We start from the raw sequence: 21,791 nt of genomic DNA, 5'->3' as shown, positions 1-21,791 counted from the left end.
AAACAAAATGTCTGTTTTTATACTGTTTCATTTGACAAGCTTTCAATGGAAAAGTTTAATGAGGTTTAAATAAAATGTTCTAATTATCGACGATCTCGCTTAAACAACCTATCAACTGCCGCTTTCTTTATACCAAATTCCAGGCAAAGAACATTCAGTATCAGAAAGATCAAAAAAGAGGAAGTATCCACGCTCATGATGTCTCCCTTCGCCAGGCGATAGAGCATACCGCCAAAGATGAATAATACTGTCAGGAACATAGCATTACGTGTAGCCGTATTACGGACCTGCTCGGTTTCCTTATTCTCGTTCTTGGTGTAGGCAAACAGAATCATCAATGCGCCAAGCATCATCAGCAGCTTAGAGCATTCTTTATAAAACAAGAGGTTGGAATCCGTCATTTTCCCTAGCATCAGCATCAGGAACGGAAGAAACAGTGCCAAAGCTATCACAAAATATCCTAATAGACGACAATAAACCGGTAGTAATGCTCTCATTTCAAAATTATGAATTACTAATTATTAAATTATAGATTGTGGGGGGCAGATGGCAGAAGCATCATGCCAGCCCATCAAAAATCGATGGGCAAAGATAACGTTTTATTGCCAAAAGAGCTATCTTTGTACCACAATTAACAAAGAAGGTATCCATCTCTTTCATAATTTAGAATCCACAATCAGTAATTTATAATTTGTAATTAATCAGATGAGTAAACAAGAAGTAATCCTTTGCGAGAAACTGGAAAGCAGCCTGGCAAGCGCCATCGGGAATTGTCCCCATGACAAGCTCTTCATATTGACCGACGAGCATACCCACCGCCTCTGCCTGCCGCAACTCAATGACATTCCGGCACTGAAAGAGGCTACCGAAATCATTATCGGTGCCGAAGATGTGCACAAGAATCTGGAAACCCTGGCTTCCGTTTGGCAAGCTCTGAGCGAACAGGGAGCTACACGCCATTCATTACTGATTAACCTGGGTGGCGGCATGGTGACCGACCTGGGTGGTTTCGCCGCTTCTACCTTCAAACGGGGCATTGCCTATATCAATATCCCCACCACCCTGCTGGCCATGGTGGATGCTTCCGTAGGAGGCAAAACGGGTATCAACTTCAACGGGTTGAAGAACGAAATCGGTGTTTTCGCACCCGCCGCCAGTGTACTTCTTGAAACGGAGTTCCTGCGCAGCCTCGATGCCCACAACTTCTTCTCCGGGTACGCCGAGATGTTGAAGCACGGTCTTATCAGTACCCCGGAGCACCTTGCCGAGTTATTGGCTTTCGATACGGACAAGATAGATTACGTTGCACTGAAATCAATGGTGGGCCGTTCCGTACAAGTAAAAGAGGATATCGTGGAACAAGATCCGCTGGAACACGGCATCCGCAAGGCGCTGAACCTGGGACATACCGTAGGTCATGCCTTCGAAAGTCTGGCTCTTGCCGAAGGTCGCCCCGTATTACATGGTTATGCTGTTGCTTGGGGAATTGTTTGCGAGCTATACCTTTCTTATATAAAGGTAGGTTTTCCGAAAGAGAAAATGCGCCAGACCATTCAGTTCATCAAAGAGAACTACGGTGGCTTTGCCTTCAATTGCAAACAGTACGACCAACTTTATGAGTTGATGAAGCATGACAAGAAGAACACTGCCGGCGCCATCAACTTCACTCTATTGAAAGAAGTCGGAGACATCTGCCTCAACCAGACTGCCGACAAAGATACCATTTACGAAATGTTCGATTTTTATCGGGAATGCATGGGGGTATAACCTCACTGTGTACCTGTACTATTTCCCCTTCCACACTTCTGCAACCCTTTATTCATAGGGAATAGAGTGTGGAAGGGGTATTCTTTAGGGGTTCTCAGTTATCTCTTCTTCCGGAAATTCTCCTTGCAGTTCCGCCTTCTTTTCCGCTTCCACAACTTTCTTGCTCAACATACTTGCCGGGAAGTATTTGCTCAGCGGATAGCGGAAAAATCTCATTTCCCTGCTTAATTCCCTGGTCAAGCCGCGGTCAGCGGTGAAGTAAACGCGCGAAATGCGCACGGTTCCCGGCATCACGTCTTCGGGGTGTTCAAAGCCCTCGCTGGTTATCGCAATATGGAAAGAACCCAGTCCTTTGATGGATACCGACTCCCCATTCTTCAAGGCCTCTTCTATGAAGTGAGGCAGGTCGGCCAATATTCCTTTTACATCACCTTCGCTCCTGCCCGTCCGGTGAGCGATTCGTTTTGCCAGTATGTCTTCGGTCACCCCACCTCTGGGTTGCAGTGTACGTTGCACGGCATAATACAGTTGTTTTGCACCTTCCTTAGTCTGGAAGAGCTTCTTTCTTACCAAGTAAATCATTCCCATAGTCTTTACGTGTTTTTAATTACTACCTTTGACATCTCTCCTTTATTCCTTCCATGCAAAAGATGGCATCTTTTGTAGCAAAAGGTGGCATCTTATAACACAAAAGATGGCATCTTTTACAGCAAAAGATGCCACCTTTTGTAAGAGAGACAGCAAAGATACGGAAAGTATCTTTAAATGAAGTATCCGAAAGGACTTAATGCGCTAGCTATTTAGCAAAAAGTCTTTTATTCCCATTCGATAGTAGCGTTAGGCTTCGGAGACATATCGTAGCAAACACGATTCACATGTTTTACTTCTTTCAGGATACGATCCGTAATTTTCATCAGGACAGGCCATTCTACCTGTTCGATGGTAGCGGTCATCGCGTCAATCGTATTGACAGCACGGATGATAACCGGCCATTCGAAAGAACGGGCATTGTCGCGTACACCCACTGACTTGAAGTCGGGTACCACGGTGAAATATTGCCACACTTTCTTATCCAGTCCGGCAAGTTGAAATTCTTCACGCAGGATAGCATCGGACTCGCGCACAGCTTCCAAACGATCGCGTGTGATAGCACCCAGACAACGCACGCCCAGACCGGGACCGGGGAAGGGTTGACGATAAACCATTTCATAAGGCAAGCCCAGTTCAAGACCACATGCACGTACTTCGTCTTTGAAAAGCTGACGCAACGGTTCCACAAGTTCGAACTGAAGATCTTCCGGCAGACCGCCTACGTTGTGGTGAGACTTCACCATCTTGGCCGTTTTCGTTCCGCTTTCCACAATATCAGGGTAGATAGTTCCCTGGCCTAAGAAGTCGATACCGTCCAGTTTACGCGCTTCTTCTTCGAATACGCGGATAAACTCTCCGCCGATAATCTTGCGTTTCTGTTCGGGATCTTCCACACCTTCCAGTTTAGTAAGGAAGCGGTCGGTAACATCTACATAGATCAAATTCGCCTTCAGCTGATTACCGAACATTTCTACTACATCTTCGGATTCGCCTTTACGCATCAGCCCGTGATTTACATGCACGCATACCAGATTGTTGCCAATTGCTTTCAGCAACAGAGCTGCCACTACGGAACTGTCAACACCACCGGAAAGGGCCAGCAATACTTTTCTGTCACCCACCTGGCGACGTACCAATTCAATCTGGTCATTCACGAAGTTGGTCATGTTCCAATTAGCTTCGGCCTTGCAAGTTTCGAAAACGAAAGGCTTAACAGCTGCTTTGATAGCTTCAATATCATCAGTAAACTGTGGCAGTTTCACCGCACAAGTCGCTTTGTCATGACCGGCAGCCATCACTGGGATTCCCGCCTCGTAGATAGAAGGATTCACATCGATGGCAACGCCATCTACTATGTTACACGGTCCACCATTGATAATAATGCCCTTTACATTGGACAACTTTTTCAGTTCTTCAACGGTTATATCATGAGGATAGATCTCACTATATACACCTAACGCACGGATGGCGCGAGCCAATACCGTATTCTCATGACTACCCAAGTCAAGGATAACAATCATATCCTGCTTCATTTGATTCTGGTTGTTTTAAGTTATTGTATCAATTATTATTCACTTCTGTTTTCAAACTGTCCGCAAAGATAAAGATTTTCAGAGAGACTATAATACATTGATTCTCTAAAGTTTCAGAACAGAGCAGCGTTTTTTTCGCAGTCATACCTTTCCGAAGATCAGTTTTATTCATCGATCCTTTATTTCGGTATTGTTCATGTGAATTTCAACTTCTGATTCGCATCATTAATAAAGTTAATCGGAGAACAGATGTATTTTCCTCCCCGATTTACATTGCTACTTTATTTTTTATTGTACCTTTGTGATGTCGAACCATTATAAACTCACAGCAGGGAAACCTGCCAAGAATCCGTGGCGGGCATTTTTATGCCCGTCCACGCCACTCCTATATGGCGGTCCCTGTACCCCCATGGGGAGTGTTAATGCACCTCCAAATACTAGCTGTGAGTTTAGTGTTCGACAATGGGACAGGCAGGGATTGCTTTTTCAATTCCTTCTCCTCTCCCATGAATCGAATTATTCACCTTTTAAAACTTAACGATTTATGGAAAACAACACTCAGCCGGTAACCGCTCAGGAATTATCCAACGTAGCAATGCACCCACGCACGGGCTTCCCGTCAGAAGAAGCCATGAAAGCGTACTATTTACAACTGATTGACATCATGAACATCGCGTATGTCAAAGAATCTTCGGAATATGTAAGCCTGCAATGTCTGAAACGCAAATTAAGACAATTCATCCATGTTCTACAATTGTTAGGTACACACGAATGGGGAAACGGCATTGCAGAAATACAAGATGCCAGCGGATTCTATATGCTGCAAAGTACACTCCCGCACAAGACGTTGCTGCAAGCCAACCGGGAAATCGGTCTGCATCTGCAATTCATTACGCAACTGGCAAGCAATGTAGGTTTTCTGAAACAACTGGAAGGTATCTTATATTACCACTCTCAAAATGTAGAAAACTTGCTGAAGAGGGTGAAAGAAGAATCGACAGATACTTTCTAAAATAATAAAACTGAAGTTTCGCATGTATGCTGAAAGGCTACATGCGAAACTTAAATAGAATAAACTTTCCATCATAACAAATTAAGAATAAGAGAGATGTGTTATCTAACAAGATAATAGCAAAACAAAAATCAACAGAAATATTTGCTATTTAAAAATAAAGCACTACTTTTGCATCCGCAATTCGGGATGTAGCTCAGCCCGGTAGAGTACGCGTCTGGGGGGCGTGTGGTCGCAAGTTCGAATCTTGTCATCCCGACTACCGATAAAGCATTGATAATCGCAAGGTTATCGATGCTTTTTGCTTTTTTACGAGTTTCCACCTAATGGTGCGGTTGACTTCTTGGTTGACTTTTTGCGTCAACCAAGAAGTCAACCGTAATTTTATGAAAGCAACAGTTTCAGTCATTTGTTACAAGCATAAAGTGAATTACCCATTGGTGTAAACCGCTGCCCCTAATTTACGCAAACCCTACTTTTAATTATGAAAATACCAAAAAGGCTCCCACAAAATGGAAGCCTTTTATATGCCATACAGACTCTATGCACGGACTTCTGTCAATAAAAACAATCCTAAATGGAAAGAGAGCCAATCTTTTTACTTATATCTTTTAGTGCAAATCTCAACGTGCGTAATTCGTCATCATTGAACCCGCATTTTTTGCCATGTACCATATTCCCATTTAACCGTTGCGAGAACCATGATTTTGATTTTTTGAAATAAGTCTCTGCTATGTACTTAAAAGAAATCATATTAGAGATACTTTTTACAGCCTCCAAGGTATCCAGTTCATCGTTAACCTCATTCAGTTCTTTACCGATACCATCAAGCATCAAGATCACATACTCCGATATTAACGCCCTATCTTCAGCCGAAGTATATACACCATTCATTCTTTCTAAATGTTCATCAAAAGCCGGAGTACCCAACTCTGCTTTCAATAGCTCAAGTTCTTTTTTCAGCTTCTCATTCATAATAAATTATATTTTGAAGGGGAGAGATGCTTAATCCGCATCCCCTTGAGTTTGTTTTTTCAGTTCTTCAATTCTCTTCCTGGCTTTTAAGATACCATCCAGATAAGCATCTATTCTTTCATCCACCTTTTCATCAGCCACCCCCATTTGTTTCAACCTCTGAACTTGCCTGATACATTGTTCTAACCTGACAATGTGTAGCTCCAATTTTTCAATTTGGTCTTCCATTTATTCTTTTTATTATTAGTCCTCATTGACTATACAAAGATAGATAAACCTTCGTTTATCAACAAATAAATTCTGCTTTTTTAATTAAAAAGCAACAGTAGGTGACAATCCTATTTTCATATACTTTAAGACCACTTATATTGTAAAAAGTTGATTTCAGCATTTGTAGAAGCAGCAAAAATCGTATCAGTAGATACCAAATGATTGAACAGAGTAATGGAAAGTAATGACTTTTTTTCATATTTACGGACTAATTACCTATATTTGCATAAAAACACATTAAATATACTTATGAAGAAAATTCTTGCTTACATTGCCTTTAGTTTCACGGCAATAACCAGCTATGCGACGACTCCACTCTGGATGCGTGATGTACAAATCTCACCCGACGGAACAGAAATTGTATTTTGCTATAAAGGGGACATCTACAAAGTACCAACCGAGGGCGGGGCAGCTACACAGCTCACTACACAAGACTCTTACGAATGTACCCCGGTATGGTCACCGGATGGCAAACAGATAGCCTTTGCCAGTGACAGGAATGGAAATTTCGACATTTTTGTAATGCCGGCAAATGGCGGAACAGCCCGGCGACTGACTACTCATTCAACCAATGAAGTCCCTGCTACTTTTACCCCGGACGGCAAATATATTTTATTCTCAGCATCTATTCAGGATCCGGCAGGCAGCGCTCTCTTTCCTTCAGCCGCCATGACTGAACTCTACAAAGTTCCTTCAGTCGGCGGACGCACCGAACAAGTACTGGGCACCCCTGCCGAAGCGGTATGTTTTGATAAGTCCGGCAACCGCTTTTTCTATCAGGACCGCAAGGGAGGTGAAAATGAATGGAGAAAGCACCATACTTCTTCCATCACCCGCGATGTGTGGATGTACGATACCAAAACAGGTTCACACACCAACCTTACCCAGCATGCAGGCGAAGATCGCAACCCGATAGTATCACCGGATGGACAAACCGTCTACTTCCTGAGCGAACGTAATGGTGGCTCATTCAACGTATATTCTTTCCCGATTTCGCAACCCCAATCGATAAAAACAATAACCAGCTTTAAAACCCATCCCGTGCGTTTCCTTTCAATGAGTAACGACGGCACCTTGTGCTATGGATACGATAGTGAGATTTATACCCAACAAGAAGGCTCGAATCCACGGAAGATAAATGTGGAAATCATTCGTGACGACCAGCCGCAAATAGCCTATCTGAAATATCCGGATAAAGCAACTTCCGCTACAGTTTCACCGGACGGCAAGCAGATTGCTTTCACTGTACGTGGTGAAGTATTCGTCACATCTGCGGACTATGCCACGACCAAACAGATCACACATACGGCAGCAGAAGAAGATGGTCTCTCGTTTGCTCCGGACAACCGGACGCTGGCCTACGCCAGTGAACGCAATGGCAACTGGCAGATTTATCTGGCTAAGATAGTTCGGGAAGAAGATCCGAATTTCCCGAACGCAACTTTAATAAAGGAAGAGGTGCTATTACCCTCTACCACCGTAGAACGTTCACATCCGCAATTCTCACCCGACGGTAAGGAGTTAGCTTTCATTGAAGACCGTAACCGCCTGATGGTGCTCAACCTGGAGACCAAGAAAGTACGCCGGATCACCGATGGCTCTACCTGGTACAGCACAGGCGGAGGATTTGACTATGCATGGTCTCCGGACGGCAAATGGTTTACATTGGAATTTATCGGAAACAAGCACGATCCATACTCGGATATAGGTCTGGTCAGTGCACAAGGCAATGGCGAGATTGTCAATCTGACTAATAGCGGATACACAAGCGGTTCACCCAGCTTCGTGCTCGACGGCAATGCCATTCTTTTCATTACCGAACGCTACGGTATGCGTGCACACGCTTCATGGGGTTCTCTGGACGATGCCATGCTGGTATTCCTGAATCAGGATGCATACGATAAATTCAGTCTGAGCAAAGAGGATTACGAACTGTATAAAGAAGCAAACTCCGACCGGAAGAAGATAGCTGATAAAGACAGCAGTAAGGTAAAAGATGTCGTAGTAGAGTTGAAAAACATAGAAGACCGCATCGTACGTCTGACACCAAACTCATCGAATATGGGAAGTACTCTCATCTCCAAAGATGGCAAAACCCTCTATTACCTGGCAAGCGCCGAAGGCGGACGTAACTTATGGAAGATGGATCTGCGCAAGAAGGAAACCAAGCTACTCCACAAAGTAGATGCCGGATGGACTTCTCTGGAAATGGATAAAGAAGGAAAAACTCTCTTCATTCTGAACGGTAAGAATATGCAGAAGATGAACATGGCTTCCGATGACTTGAAACCTATTAAATATCTTGCTCAGGTAAAACTGGATCTGGCAGCCGAACGCGAGTATATGTTCGATCATGTATACAAGCAACAGCAAAAGCGTTTCTACAACACCAATATGCACGGAGTCAACTGGGACACCATGACGGCAGCCTATCGTAAGTTTCTGCCACACATCAATAATAATTACGATTTTTCCGAACTTTTAAGTGAATGGCTGGGCGAATTGAATGTCTCTCATACCGGAGGCCGTTTCTATCCGGATGGACAAAGTGAGCCTACAGCCAGTCTGGGGCTACTTTTCGACTGGAACTACCAGGATAAAGGAATGCTCATTGCCGAAGTGATAGAAAAAGGTCCGTTCGACAAGGCTACCACAAAGGTGAAAGCCGGCATTGTTATTGAAAAGATTGACGGCAAAGAGATTACTCCTGAAACAGATTATTACGTGCTCCTCAATGACAAGGTAAAAAAGAAAACCCTTGTTTCATTCTATAATCCTAAAACGAAAGAGCGTTGGGAAGAAGTAGTAATCCCCATCAAGGACAGTGAACTCAGCGCATTGCTCTACGAACGCTGGGTAAAACAACGTGCGGCAGATGTTGAAAAATGGTCGAACGGCAAACTGGGCTACGTGCACATCAAGTCTATGGGTGATGACAGTTTCCGTTCCATCTACTCAGATATCTTGGGAAAATACAATAATTGTGAAGGGATTGTCATCGACACACGTTTCAACGGAGGCGGTCGCCTGCACGAAGATATAGAGATACTGTTCAGTGGTAAGAAATACTTCACACAGGTGGTTCGTGGCCGTGAAGCCTGCGATATGCCCAGCCGCCGCTGGAACAAACCATCCATCATGCTGACGTGCGAAGCCAACTATTCCAATGCACACGGCACACCGTGGGTATACAGTCATCAGAAACTGGGCAAGCTGGTAGGCATGCCTGTCCCGGGCACCATGACCAGTGTATCATGGGAACGCCTGCAAGATCCTACCTTGGTATTCGGTATTCCTGTGATTGGTTACCGCCTGCCTGATGGCAGTTATCTGGAGAATACTCAGTTGGAACCGGATATTAAAGTAGCCAACTCACCCGAAACAATTGTAAAAGGCGAAGATACACAGCTGAAAATAGCGGTAGAAGAATTATTGAAAACTAACAAATAATCTAAATTCATGTTTGCTGACCTACTTAATTCCTCTTATTTCGCCCTCTTCCTCATTGTCGCATTGGGTTTCATGCTGGGAAAAATCAAAATTAAAGGTTTATCACTGGATGTTTCCGCAGTGATTTTCATTGCCCTTCTCTTTGGACACTTCGGTGTAGTCATTCCTAAAGAATTAGGAAACTTCGGATTGGTACTTTTTATCTTTACTATCGGTATTCAGGCCGGCCCCGGTTTCTTCGACTCGTTCCGAAGCAAAGGAAAGACCCTGATCATAATTACCATGCTGATTATCTGCTCGGCTTCTCTTACAGCTGTCGGGCTCAAATACCTATTCGACATCGATACGCCCAGTGTGGTAGGTTTGATAGCCGGTGCGCTGACCAGTACACCGGGACTTGCCGTAGCCATCGACAGTACAAATTCTCCGTTGGCATCCATTTCCTATGGTATCGCTTATCCGTTTGGGGTTATAGGTGTTATCTTGTTTGTAAAACTGCTCCCCCGTATCATGCGTATTGACCTGGACAAGGAGGCCCGTCGACTGGAAAAAGAACGTCGCGGCCAATTTCCCGAACTGACGACCTGTATCTATCGTGTTACAAATCCCGCCGTATTCAACCGCAGTCTGATGCAAATCAACGCACGGGCCATGACAGGTGCTGTTATTTCACGCCATAAACATGATGAAAGAATTTCCATTCCCACAGCACAAACGATGCTACATGAAAATGATTATATACAGGCAGTGGGTAGTGAAGAAGCTCTGAACCAGCTTTCAGTTTTAGTAGGAAAACGCGAAGAGGGCGAATTGCCTCTGGTAGACACACAAGAGATCGAATCCTTATTGCTGACCAAAAAGGATATGATCAATAAACAATTGGGAGATCTGAACCTGATGAAGAACTTCGGATGTACTGTCACACGTGTTCGCCGAAGCGGTATCGACCTGTCTCCATCGCCGGATCTGACTTTAAAATTCGGTGATAAACTAATGGTGGTAGGTGAAAAAGAAGGACTCAAAGGACTGGCTCGCTTGCTGGGAAACAATGCTAAAAAGTTATCAGACACAGACTTCTTCCCTATCGCAATGGGTATTGTTTTAGGGGTATTGTTCGGTAAACTGAATATAACTTTCCCCGGTGGTTTATCTTTCTCCCCGGGATTAACGGGCGGTATTCTGATTGTGGCTTTGTTTTTAAGTGCAATTGGTAAGACAGGTCCTATTCTATGGTCTATGTCCGGACCTGCTAATCAGTTATTACGCCAGTTGGGCTTGTTGCTATTCCTAGCCGAAGTCGGCACCTCGGCAGGCACCAATCTTGTAGCGACTTTCCAGGAAAGCGGCTGGTTGCTATTTGGAGTGGGTGCTGCAATTACGCTGGTACCTATGTTAGTAGCGGTGTTTGTCGGACTGTTTGTATTCAAAATCAACATACTCGACTTGCTGGGAACCATCACCGGTGGTATGACCAGTACTCCAGGACTTGCAGCAGCTGATTCTATGACTGACAGCAACATTCCGAGTGTGGCTTACGCTACGGTTTATCCCATTGCAATGGTATTCCTCATACTGTTTATTCAGATTATTGCAACTATGTTTTAATAAGTACTTGCTATTTTCAGCAAAAATCCCCTAAATTTGCATACACTATAAATAGCAGCTAAATATGAAAACATTAAAAGCCCAAGTCATCATTAGCCTGATAACCTGTTTCTTCCTGGTTCTGGCAGTCACCATCTGCAAGGGAAACAAGTTTGGGAACATTCTTTCTGAAAGCGAAAATACAACAGAAAGCCAAACAGGAACTTCCGGGATACTACGACATACAGATGACGGAGTACAGATAATATCTACCCGGCAACTAACAAAAGATATTAACGGGTATGGCGGAAATGTTCCTCTGGAAATCTATATAAAAGAGAACCGTATTCTAAAAGTAGTAGCTCTGGAAAACTCCGAAACACCCAGCTACTTTGCCAAAGTACGAAACAGCGGTCTGTTACAACAATGGAACAATCTTTCACCAGAGGAAGCAATCCATAAAGAAGTGGATGGAATATCCGGAGCCACAGAATCTTCCGTAGCCATTATCCAGTCTATACATAAGGCCATGGAGTATGCAAAGGAGCATTCGGCAGACAAACCGACAAGTGCTTTCAGTTTCGACTGGATACTCTTCCTGGGATTACTGGCAGGCATCGCATTATGTACCCTAATCATCTCATATCTTTCTAAAAGGCCCAAAGAGCAAACAATGCACTATGCGCTGAACACTTTCAATCTAGCTTTGGTTATAGTAGTAACTGCATTATCTATCCAACCAAAACCCAATCAACTTAATAAGATGGAGGAACCTAGCATGAAACAGGATAATAAACTTTCGGTTCTTGACAACATACATGCAAGAACCAGTATTCGCTCTTATCAGCCGAAAGAAGTAGAAGATGAAAAAATAGAGCAATTGTTAAGGGCTGCCATGGCAGCTCCTACAGCAACCAACAGGCAGCCTTGGGCTTTCATTGTCATCAGAGACAAAGAAACAATGAATGAACTGGGTTCTACTCTTCCTTACGCCAAGATGGTCAAAGACGCTCCGTTGGCTATTGCCGTATGCGGAGATTTAACTAAAGCTATCAGTGGTGCGGGTATAGAGTACTGGGTACAGGACGCCTCCGCCGCCAGTGAGAATTTGTTGCTGGCTGCACAAGCTTTAGGATTAGGAGCTGTCTGGACAGGCGTTTATCCTATAGACGAACGGGTAAAAGAAGTACAGAAAATACTCCAATTACCCGAACAGATTGTTCCTCTGAATGTAATCCCTATCGGTTATCCGGCAGAGAACCCACTTCCGAAAGATAAATGGAAACCGGAGAATGTACATTATGACCGTTGGACGGAGCCTGATAAGAAGTAATTTTTAAGTTCGGTACGTAAATACATCAAAATGACTCAGTCCCATAGATTTTAGTAAATCTATGCTATGCGTAGTATCCTCCTCCATATTATACTGCGGAATAAGGGGGATACGGACTGTGATCTGTTCGGCTTTTCCGTGCTCTATAAGCCAACGCAGGTTTCCGAGCACCTGATGATTGCTTCTGCCTGTGTAGTTTTGATAGATCTCATCATTCGTATCCTTGATATCTACGATATAGTCATCTACCACAGGCAATAGAATCTCCAGATGCTTCCGGGGTACATTTAAAGACGTTTCTACTGTAATCCTCCACTCCTTCCCACAAAGTTCCCGGAAACGGCTGATAAATTCACTTCGCAGACAAGGCTCACCACCACCAAAGGTAATACCACCACGAGTTGCAAGAAAGTAAAGTTCATCTACTTTCACCCTCTCATACAGTTGTTCGCAGGAATAAAGCGGGAAATCAAAATCATCGGATAGAGACTGAGGGTTCAGACAATACTTGCAATGCAAAGGACAACCATGAAAAGCCACCAATGTGGTCACCCCCTCACCGTCAATCAACAGACGGTGCCTGTTCACTCCTAATATGGGGACAAGATTACTCATTCTATCCGATTATTCATCCATATCATCCAGATGTATCTCTAAAGCCTTCACCGAAATATAAATCTCGTACACAGAGATAGCCAGAGAGATAATCAGCAACACCATTGCCAGTCCAAAGATATAGATGGATACAAGATAAAGTTGTATATAAATAAAGAACATACTTACGACACACAACAATAAGCTGCCTGTCCCTGTCACCTGCATAGCACGCGTCAGATACAGACGTTTACGAAGATTGGCAATCTGTGCCGCAGTTACCGACGAATGATTTTCACGGTATTGTTCCTTCAAAGTACGTACCAACTGGGCATACGACATGAAACGGTTGGTATAAGCCAACATAATCAATGAGATTGCCGAAAACAATAGAGCCGGAGTCGTTAAATCTATTTCCATATTTCCTATATCTTTAATATTATAACCTTAATTGCATAAGTGCTCATGCAAAATTAGCTTGTTCTATAAATGATAATTTGTAAACCTGTTATAAAGATTAGGCGCGGATTACACGGATTACGCGGATTAAAGGCTGCGCTATTACATCAATCCATAAAAAAATCCGTGTAATCCGCGTAATCCGCGCCTAAAATTATCATTTATCATAATATGAACTAATTATGTTCACTTACTTAGTGATATCTTTAATAGGTATGAAACCTAAATTCTGATAAAATCAAATCTGAGTTTAACAAGAAGGTCGATATCATCCAAGGGCATTTCTCTAATTTTCATATACCCCAATATTAGAGTTATGCATTATGCAAAGTTACAATAAAAATCAGAAGAGTCCCATAGTATACAAGTTTCTTTAGCTTCCGGAGGTGAAGGCAGGAAAACCTTACTTCTTATCATAAACCCCATTAGAGAACTTCCCGTAAGCCATTACCTGATTTGTATCGGGAAGATGTACAATCTCCGGAAGGTTATTCGTATCGAAGTCAATATAAACCAACTTTTCCGTATCCGAACCGTTACGAATGACATGTGCACCTTCAGGACCCGTAGGGAAAGTTATTGCATCACCGGCCTTTACCGTCACATCCCCATTTGCTGTGCGAACAATTCCTGTACCACTGATGATATAGAACACCTCTTCGTCCGTTTCGTGATAATGATATCCATAGGCAAAATTACCCGGTTCCACTTCTACAAAGTTCACACGGCATTGGTCCACATCCGTCTGCTCAACAATCGGTTTCACTGTAAATTCATTACCACCCTGACTGATTTTCTGACCTTCTGCGGTCTTGTAATTCTTTACTGCAAGTTCTTTCATTGTTTTTTGCTTTTAATTTGTTTATAAAATAGTTGCATTCATCAGTTTTTTCACTAACTTCGCAAATGCAGTCAGTGACTTTCCGATGATGCAAAGCTATATACTATTTTACTTATAAACAAGAAGTTACAAATCGGTAAGATAGTTACCTAAAGGTTACTTTTGCTGAAAAGCAAGAGTTTAAAAATGAAGAAAAGAAGAAAAAACTAATTATGACCTAATCACAAAAGTATGAAAACAAGAATTACCTCTAATCGTATCACAGAACTACATCCGGACGAGATATTCGTTTTTGGCAGCAACCTGGAAGGCGCGCATGGTGGCGGAGCCGCTTATCTGGCATGGAAAAAATGGGGAGCTATCTGGGGACAAGGAACCGGATTACAGGGACAGACCTATGGCATTCCGACCATGCATGGTGGGCCGGAAGCCATCAGACCTTATGTAGATGAGTTTATCCGCTTTGCCAAAGAGCATTCACAATATACTTTCCTCGTGACAGAGATAGGATGCGGTATTGCCGGATTCGCCCCGAAAGAGATTGCTCCTTTATTTAAAGAGGCTGCGGATGTGCCTAACATTCACCTGCCTCAACGCTTCTGGGATGTACTGAATGCGAAGTAAAGCTTCGTACGCCTTCTACCTAAAGCCAACAAAATACAGGAAAGGGAACAGAAAGAGCAGATAACAAATATAACCCCTGTAGAAACCAGGATATTTCCAATGCCTACCAGGGGAGAGACAATGCCGCCGAACGAAAAGCAAACAGCACCCAACAGTGCCGAAGCTGTTCCGGCATTTGTGCGCTCACACTCCATGGCTAATGCGGTAGAGGTGGTAAACGTCATTCCCATCATAAAAAGAACCGCTATCAGCAGCAGTTCATAAATCCAGAAGCTGCAACCCAAAGCCAAAGCGGAACATTCAAGTAAAGAAAAAATAAGCATACCCATACAACCGACCAGCGTTCCGTTTGCAGGCCGACGAAACTTCACGGAAAATGCCGCCGCACCACCGATGGCAATAGCGTTAATACTGAAACAAATGCTGAAAGCAAAGGGCGAATAACCATAATGTTGCTGTATTATGAAAGGTGAGGAAGCAATATAAGCAAACAGTACTCCTTGTGCAAAAGCGAGTTGTAGCACATAGCAGACATACTGTTTATTGCGAAGCACCACCTTGAAGCTATTAAAAGTATCCGCCCATTTCGTAGCCAGGCGATTTTCCGCCGGGAGTGATTCCCGGAAACGCATACATCCTATCAAAAGGAGCACACCCAATACAAGTAAAATTATGAAAATTCCCTGCCAACCGATGGCTTCCGTAAACACTCCGCCAATAATAGGCGCTACCACGGGAGCAATGCCATTAATGGCTCCAATGATCGCCAGCATCTTTGCCAGATCTTTGCCCGAAAATTTATCCGTAGCAATGGAACGGGCTATAACAATCCCCCCTGCCCCGGCAATACCTTGTATCAACCGGAAAGCGACGAATTGCTGAATATTCTGCGCAAACAAACAGAAAATCGTTGACACAATAAACAACCACATAGCAACCTGCAACGGTATGCGTCTACCATAACGGTCACTCAAAGGGCCGAAGAATATCTGTCCGACGGCCAGTCCGATCATACTGGTAGTCAGTCCTAACTGAGCCATTGAAGAGCTTGTACTGAAATATTCTCCCATAGACGGAAGACTCGGTAGGTACATGTCCGTGACAAAAGGCCCGAAGGCCGTCAGCATACCCAATAAGACTAGAATAAACAGCTTTGAATTATCTTTTACCATATAAACTTAACTTATACATTTCGTGGAATATACGTCCACTTTCGGGCTGCAAAAATAATAATAATTCACCTTATTCCCCCTACCAATTTTAGCCAAAGCTATCCAATACAAGAACAAAAAAATCTCAACTTATGCTGTAGCTTCCAGTTTTTTGTCTATACGCAACTCATGCTTCACAAAACGACGAATGGAACGATAGGTAGGATGCAGTACTTTATATGGACGAATATCACTCTCGTAAACCAGGAAGGCCAACAGACAGAACAAAGCCATCAGAGTGAGCCAGCCGTACAGTTCTTTCATAGAAACCATCAGAGCCTGTTGCTGCACAGCACCGTATACTTCTCCAACGGGTATCCGGCTGATGAAAGGATTTACATGATCCACTACCGAACCCAGTAACATCGAGTTCTTTTTCATTGCCCCATTAAGAGCATGCCCCAGTATAGCCGTTCCCAAAGCCCCACCAAATCCAGCACTGACAAACGACTGTACGGACACCGCCTGAAAGAAATGCTGAAAAGGGACACGAGATAGCACTGTAAGAAAACAAATAGCTATTATCACATACCCGAAACTGCGCAGGAACAGCGGCACAAACAATGTCTCCTTGGGCAAAGCATAGTCAATACCGAAATAAAAATACATCAGATAACCCGTAATGGAAGAGAATGCAATCACAGTCATTGTCTTATATCGCCACTTACGACGGGAAAAAGTGAAAAAGGTAAAGCCTGCTCCCACTATAATTCCCAGCAATACCGCCCAATTGAGCGAAATTACATTCAGGGCATCATACTCTAATATACTCTCCATATAGATATGCTCAAAGAGATGCGAAGGCGCCAGCAGAATATCTATTACTATATATAGTATAAAGGGAAACCATACGGCACGATACGTCCAGGTCTTCAAAGCAATGAACGGGTGACGAATGAAAGATGCACGCCATAAATTCAATGCAAGAATAAGTATACCGATGACGGTTGCCGCCCGGATCTGGAAAGACTGATACCAATCGTAATGTTCCCCATACACACAGACAAAGAGGATGCACAACAACACAAGTCCCCACATCAAAGCCCCCAACCAATCGATACCGAACAACGGCAACTTCGGCAAAGAGCGATAACTACGGAACAGGCACAATGTAGCCAGCATCACCAATAACAATAAACCAATAATCAGCCAATGCATATACTCCCACTTTGCCCAAAATGCTGTATAGACTGTTATCAGTCCCGACAGCTGAATACAACTCTGCACCAATAGATAGATAAAACAGAAAAATACCGACAAATCCCGTTTAGGGGTAAGCCATAGCTGAATGGTGGAATTACATTCGAATGTAGCCCACATGCGGAAGATTCCTGCAAAGAAACAGGTGATCACCAGCACAGGAATGCTATGCGTCTGCATACATATCAGATTAGAAACAATCAGAGCAATGCTACACGTCATCAATGAGGTTTTCGAAGCAAAGCGGAACTTCAGTCGAAACATGATGGCGAATGTCAGCCCCATGCCTATCATAGAAGCGTAGCCTGCCATCATGATATCTTCCTGCATCAATGCCGTAGAACCGACCATCTCACTGACTGCCGCCAAATAGAGACCACCGGAAAACTGGAAAACGATGACAAAGGCAATGATAATCCAGGGACGCAACTTAGGAGGAACAAAATCACGGATGGCCGGAATGGAAAAAGGTCCTGTTTCGTGCATAATATCAATAATTTACTACGCACTCCACATTCATACCGGCACGCAAGCGTTCCATATCTTCCGGACGATTGCCGGTAGAGAATTCTATACGGACAGGAATACGTTGTTCTACTTTCACGAAGTTTCCGGCAGAGTTATCCTGCGGCAGAAGAGAGAAGCTGGCACCCGTAGCGCGGGAAATAGATTTCACAGCACCTTTAAACGTTATTCCGGGCACAGCATCCACTTCTATTTCTACCGGCTGGCCTTCTCGGATATGGGTAGTCTGAGTCTCTTTATAATTAGCTACTATCCATCTCTCATTTTCATCGACAATGTCAACCAAAGTCTGCCCGGGCTGTATCAGTTGTCCTTCCTGAATTTCTTTCCGACCGGTAGTTCCGTCACAAGGAGCGAGGATAACGGTATAAGAAAGGTTCAGACGCGCCAGCTCCAGGGCAGCTTGCGCCAGTTTGATACCTGCATCCGTCTGTTCCAGACGATGGGTCTGTTCCTGCTTTACCAAAGTTGTAGATTGACGTTGACGAAGCAGAAGTTCATAGCGTGCTTTGGATGCCTCGTAATTTGTCTGCACGGCATCATACTGCTGTTTGGTGACGGCATCCTGTGCCAAAAGGTTTTTATACCGGTGGTATTCACGTTCGGCATTATCCAACCGGACTTTTGCCTCCTGCAAACCGGCATCGGATACAGCTATATTATTCTGAGTAGTATGTACTGTGGTGGCCACCGCATTCTTTCCCGAAATGGCGTTCTGAAAATCAGCCTCAGCTTGTGCCAGGCGGAAACGAAACTCGGAATCTTCAATCAAGACCAGAGTATCGCCTTTATGTACTTCCCGGTATTCATCGAAATAGATTTTCTTGATAAAACCCTGTACACGGCTGTTGACGGGGACAATCAGTTGTTTCACCTGTGCGTTGTCTGTATAGGCTACATTGCCGAGATGAACGAAATGGGAACATACCCACACCAGTCCGGTGATAAGTAAAAGGCTAACCACTACGTTATAAATCAGTTTTTTCTTTTTACGTTCCATGTCTTATTTAATTCATTAGTTTACATTCATATATCAAAAACCATTTTTCATCCGCAGATAACGCAGATTACACAGTTCCTACGGCTGAGCTATGCCTTTCAGAAAAATAAAATCCGCATAATCCGTGTCATCTGCGGATGAAAAATTACTTGACGACAATTTATAAGCACCCCGCCGTCTTCTTCAACTTATAGAGATTGAAAAGTATATTGATCTGTGCATTCACCAACTGCAACTCCGCATTCAGTTTAGAATTGCTGGCATCCAGCATATCAGTAATCAGCGCCAGATCATTCAAATAGCGGTTATTCACCACACTGTAGTTTTGTGCTGCCAATTCCAGACTTTTCTCTTGTGTATCGCAAATGGTAAAAGCCTCATGAAAACGGATATATGCCGCTTTTACTTCCGTCCGCACATTCTCCTGCAACAATAAGTCGTTTTCTTGCGCACGCTGGGTGGACAGTCGTGCCAGACGAATTTTCTTACCCGACTTGAAAGTAGAAGCAATATCGAATTTCACTCCTACACCGATATACCAATAGTTCAGATTTTTGTTAATGGGAGGCACTTCAATCGTAATAGGACCATCTAGTTTATCACCTGCAAAAAGAGCTATGGACGGCAAACGTTCAGCCTTTGCAATCCGTTCATTATACTCCGACTGCTTGATATTCAATTTCATCTGTTGCAGCACGGGAGAACTCAATACCGCCGTTTCCTGCCAAAGAGCTTCTTCCGAGAGTTTGGGAAGTCGTCCCAGCAAGGTAGTATCCACATTTATCACCGTTTCCTGGGGCAAACCCAATACCGTAACCAATTGATTGTTCAGGATAAGGATACCATTTTCAATCTGTGTCAATGCCAGTTCCAAAGATTTCAGTTGCAACTCATAACGAGTGATGTCATTCTTTAAAGCCAGTCCTTGCGATTGTTTGGCATTGATATCTTCTACCAATTTCCGGGTTTGCTCTATATTCTTCCGGTACACTTCAGCCTGATTCTGCAATTTATACATCTCCAAATAATTGCCTACTAACAAAAAGCGGATATCCTGCCTGTTCTTTTCTTTATCCAACTCTGCCAGTTGCTGTTGTAATTTGGCAATGGCAATCCGGCTGGTGATAGCCCCACCTGCATAAATAACCTGCGATGCTTCTATTGCAAAGTTATTGCCGAAGTGCGGCATAGCAGCATTCTCTCCATTTGTAAAATCACGGTCTGCCAGCCAGACATCTCCCAAATAACTTGCCGAAACGGATACGTCAATCGAAGGAAGTTGAGCATTCCTGGCCACCTTTACTGCCTGTCCGGCTTCCTCTTCCGCCAGACGGAACATACGAATACTGCGACTATTAGCATCTGCCAACTCGAACATTTCTTCAATTGTCATCTTCTGAAAGGTTTGTGCAGGTGCCAACGAAATGCTCAATGCACCGATAAAGACAAATAATACTTTCAATTTACTCATAATACCTATTAAATTAATAAAGGAGCATCAAAATGATAATTTAACGGCAAGAATTGGTACGCGGACGACGCGGATAAGGCGGACGAACGCAGAGTAAGATTTCCCTTCGGTATGCAACAATTTTTCATCCGCAGATGACACGGATAACGCAGATTTTAAAGGCTGCGCTATGTTTAATGCATCCATGTGGAAGATAAAAAAGAAATCTGTGTTATCTGCGTCATCTGCGGATGAAAAATAAAAATCCGCGTTCGTCCGCCTCATCCGCGTCGTCCGCATACCAATTCTCGCTGCTAAATTATCATTTACCTCAAAACGGCTGCAAAGGTCGGATAAATTCTTTGCCGGAGAGAAATCCCAAATTGGGCAAAATTGGTTTAATTTGGAGATTTCAAAGGTTTACATTATCTTTGTACAACATAAAATCACACCTAATGGCCCCTTCCATACGCATCAAAAACATCAGTGAACTCCCCATCATTAGTGGCAGCAGGAATGATACACGAAAGAAAATCAGTTGCATTACTATCGGGTATCGGGAAGCAGAAGAACAGTTTTCGTCAGATATCCATCTGGACGCTTTTATCATCTTATTGGTTTTATCCGGAAAAGGACATACCGTAATCAATTACAAGGCGTATGATATTCAAGCGGATACGCTTTTACTTCTATCTTCTGCTCATCTGTTTCATTTTTATGAATGTAGTGATGACTTTCAATGCCAATGTCTCTTTGTCAGCAAGGCTTTTACGGATGAAATGGACTCCACTGACATGATCTACCGACGGACCAAATACGGTGTGCGGCTATATAACCAACCGGTAGTTCCTTTAGCGCATCCTTACGCTGTTTTATTAGCCGAACGATTAGCCAGCATCAATAAGAATATTGACCGTACAGAGCATTTCTATCACAAAGAAGTCATTCTGAACCGTTTGTTCGCCTTTTATCTTGATTTAAGTGACATCCTTGAACGAACCAACCTCCCCCATACGGACGGCTGCCTGACCCGATACGAAAGTATTATCAAATCATTCATCGAACTACTGGCAACGCATTATCGTGAAGAACATAAGGTAGATTTCTATGCTGCCCACCTGAACTTATCTGCCCATCATCTGACACAGATTGTGAAGCTCGTGACAGGACAAAGCGTGAGCGACTTCATCTTCGAAATGCTATTCAGCGAAGCCCGTAACTTACTGACACATTCCAAACTCTCCATACAGGAGATTGCCACCACCCTCAACTTCTCCGACCAGTCTTCATTCGGAAAGTTCTTCAAACGGAAGGCCGGTGTATCACCGGTTGATTTCAGAAAAGATATAGTGTTCGTTGAAGAAAGATGAATC

The 21,791-nt window shown here is 43.5% G+C and carries 19 protein-coding genes and 1 tRNA gene; 8 read left to right on the top strand and 12 right to left on the bottom strand.

The window, feature by feature from the left end:
* Positions 1-83: 83 nt before the first annotated feature.
* Positions 84-497 (bottom strand): hypothetical protein, encoded by a 414-nt coding sequence (locus BACCELL_RS13105; protein WP_007212300.1) that lies wholly within the window; start codon positions 495-497, stop codon positions 84-86.
* Between the two features lie 208 nt (positions 498-705).
* Between BACCELL_RS13105 and aroB the strand changes: the two genes are divergently transcribed.
* On the top strand, positions 706-1,767 hold the full coding sequence (aroB, locus tag BACCELL_RS13100) for a 3-dehydroquinate synthase (protein WP_007212299.1): 1,062 nt from the start codon (positions 706-708) through the stop codon (positions 1,765-1,767).
* Between the two features lie 84 nt (positions 1,768-1,851).
* Here aroB and BACCELL_RS13095 read toward each other — a convergent pair whose 3' ends face one another.
* Positions 1,852-2,355: an HU family DNA-binding protein gene (locus BACCELL_RS13095; RefSeq protein ID WP_007212298.1), complete on the bottom strand. Its 504-nt coding sequence runs from the start codon at positions 2,353-2,355 to the stop codon at positions 1,852-1,854.
* 227 nt (positions 2,356-2,582) lie between these two features.
* On the bottom strand, positions 2,583-3,890 hold the full coding sequence (gene guaA / locus BACCELL_RS13090) for a glutamine-hydrolyzing GMP synthase (protein ID WP_007212297.1): 1,308 nt from the start codon (positions 3,888-3,890) through the stop codon (positions 2,583-2,585).
* Between the two features lie 544 nt (positions 3,891-4,434).
* On the opposite strand from guaA, the gene BACCELL_RS13085 reads away from it, so the two are divergent.
* Positions 4,435-4,902, top strand: coding sequence for a hypothetical protein (locus BACCELL_RS13085; protein ID WP_007212295.1), 468 nt, complete (start codon positions 4,435-4,437; stop codon positions 4,900-4,902).
* Between the two features lie 185 nt (positions 4,903-5,087).
* A tRNA-Pro gene (locus tag BACCELL_RS13080) sits at positions 5,088-5,161 on the top strand.
* Between the two features lie 314 nt (positions 5,162-5,475).
* Here the strand turns inward: BACCELL_RS13080 and BACCELL_RS13075 are convergent.
* Together BACCELL_RS13075 and BACCELL_RS13070 are read right to left on the bottom strand one after the other, a co-directional pair.
* Positions 5,476-5,877 (bottom strand): DUF5053 domain-containing protein, encoded by a 402-nt coding sequence (locus BACCELL_RS13075; protein WP_007212294.1) that lies wholly within the window; start codon positions 5,875-5,877, stop codon positions 5,476-5,478.
* A 30-nt stretch (positions 5,878-5,907) separates the two neighbouring features.
* Positions 5,908-6,105 (bottom strand): hypothetical protein, encoded by a 198-nt coding sequence (locus BACCELL_RS13070; RefSeq protein ID WP_007212293.1) that lies wholly within the window; start codon positions 6,103-6,105, stop codon positions 5,908-5,910.
* Positions 6,106-6,396: 291 nt separating this feature from the next.
* On the opposite strand from BACCELL_RS13070, the gene BACCELL_RS13065 reads away from it, so the two are divergent.
* From BACCELL_RS13065 to BACCELL_RS13055, 3 genes are all read left to right on the top strand, one after another.
* Positions 6,397-9,597 carry a S41 family peptidase gene (locus tag BACCELL_RS13065; RefSeq protein ID WP_007212292.1) on the top strand — a complete coding sequence of 1,067 codons (3,201 nt, stop codon included), beginning with the start codon at positions 6,397-6,399 and terminating at the stop codon, positions 9,595-9,597.
* Positions 9,598-9,606: 9 nt separating this feature from the next.
* Entirely contained in the window at positions 9,607-11,202 is a 1,596-nt protein-coding gene (locus BACCELL_RS13060; protein ID WP_007212291.1) for an aspartate:alanine exchanger family transporter, read from the top strand.
* A 64-nt stretch (positions 11,203-11,266) separates the two neighbouring features.
* Positions 11,267-12,514 (top strand): nitroreductase family protein, encoded by a 1,248-nt coding sequence (locus tag BACCELL_RS13055; protein WP_007212290.1) that lies wholly within the window; start codon positions 11,267-11,269, stop codon positions 12,512-12,514.
* A 3-nt stretch (positions 12,515-12,517) separates the two neighbouring features.
* Here the strand turns inward: BACCELL_RS13055 and BACCELL_RS13050 are convergent, their stop codons facing one another.
* The 3 genes from BACCELL_RS13050 to BACCELL_RS13040 all read right to left on the bottom strand — a co-directional run bounded on the left by BACCELL_RS13050 (position 12,518) and on the right by BACCELL_RS13040 (position 14,408).
* Entirely contained in the window at positions 12,518-13,129 is a 612-nt protein-coding gene (locus tag BACCELL_RS13050) for a radical SAM protein (protein WP_007212289.1), read from the bottom strand.
* A gap of 9 nt (positions 13,130-13,138) precedes the next feature.
* Positions 13,139-13,528: a DUF2721 domain-containing protein gene (locus BACCELL_RS13045; RefSeq protein WP_007212288.1), complete on the bottom strand. Its 390-nt coding sequence runs from the start codon at positions 13,526-13,528 to the stop codon at positions 13,139-13,141.
* 442 nt (positions 13,529-13,970) lie between these two features.
* Positions 13,971-14,408, bottom strand: a complete 438-nt coding sequence (locus tag BACCELL_RS13040; RefSeq protein ID WP_007212287.1) for a cupin domain-containing protein — start codon at positions 14,406-14,408, stop codon at positions 13,971-13,973.
* 231 nt (positions 14,409-14,639) lie between these two features.
* On the opposite strand from BACCELL_RS13040, the gene BACCELL_RS13035 reads away from it, so the two are divergent.
* A complete protein-coding gene (locus BACCELL_RS13035; protein ID WP_007212286.1) occupies positions 14,640-15,032 on the top strand; it encodes an A1S_2505 family phage non-structural protein in 393 nt (130 codons plus the stop codon).
* Here BACCELL_RS13035 and BACCELL_RS13030 read toward each other — a convergent pair.
* From BACCELL_RS13030 to BACCELL_RS13015, 4 genes are all read right to left on the bottom strand, one after another.
* Entirely contained in the window at positions 14,999-16,204 is a 1,206-nt protein-coding gene (locus tag BACCELL_RS13030; protein ID WP_007212285.1) for a multidrug effflux MFS transporter, read from the bottom strand. The genes BACCELL_RS13035 and BACCELL_RS13030 overlap by 34 nt on opposite strands.
* A 129-nt stretch (positions 16,205-16,333) precedes the next feature.
* On the bottom strand, positions 16,334-17,929 hold the full coding sequence (locus tag BACCELL_RS13025) for an MFS transporter (protein ID WP_007212284.1): 1,596 nt from the start codon (positions 17,927-17,929) through the stop codon (positions 16,334-16,336).
* Between the two features lie 4 nt (positions 17,930-17,933).
* Positions 17,934-18,968, bottom strand: a complete 1,035-nt coding sequence (locus BACCELL_RS13020) for an HlyD family secretion protein (protein ID WP_007212283.1) — start codon at positions 18,966-18,968, stop codon at positions 17,934-17,936.
* Between the two features lie 160 nt (positions 18,969-19,128).
* On the bottom strand, positions 19,129-20,439 hold the full coding sequence (locus BACCELL_RS13015; RefSeq protein WP_007212282.1) for a TolC family protein: 1,311 nt from the start codon (positions 20,437-20,439) through the stop codon (positions 19,129-19,131).
* A gap of 434 nt (positions 20,440-20,873) precedes the next feature.
* On the opposite strand from BACCELL_RS13015, the gene BACCELL_RS13010 reads away from it, so the two are divergent.
* Positions 20,874-21,788, top strand: a complete 915-nt coding sequence (locus BACCELL_RS13010; RefSeq protein ID WP_007212280.1) for a helix-turn-helix domain-containing protein — start codon at positions 20,874-20,876, stop codon at positions 21,786-21,788.
* The last annotated feature ends 3 nt before the right edge of the window (positions 21,789-21,791 follow it).

The sequence above is a fragment of the Bacteroides cellulosilyticus DSM 14838 genome, assembly GCF_000158035.1.
GTDB lineage: Bacteria > Bacteroidota > Bacteroidia > Bacteroidales > Bacteroidaceae > Bacteroides > Bacteroides cellulosilyticus.
This window is presented reverse-complemented; position numbering and strand designations above follow the sequence as displayed.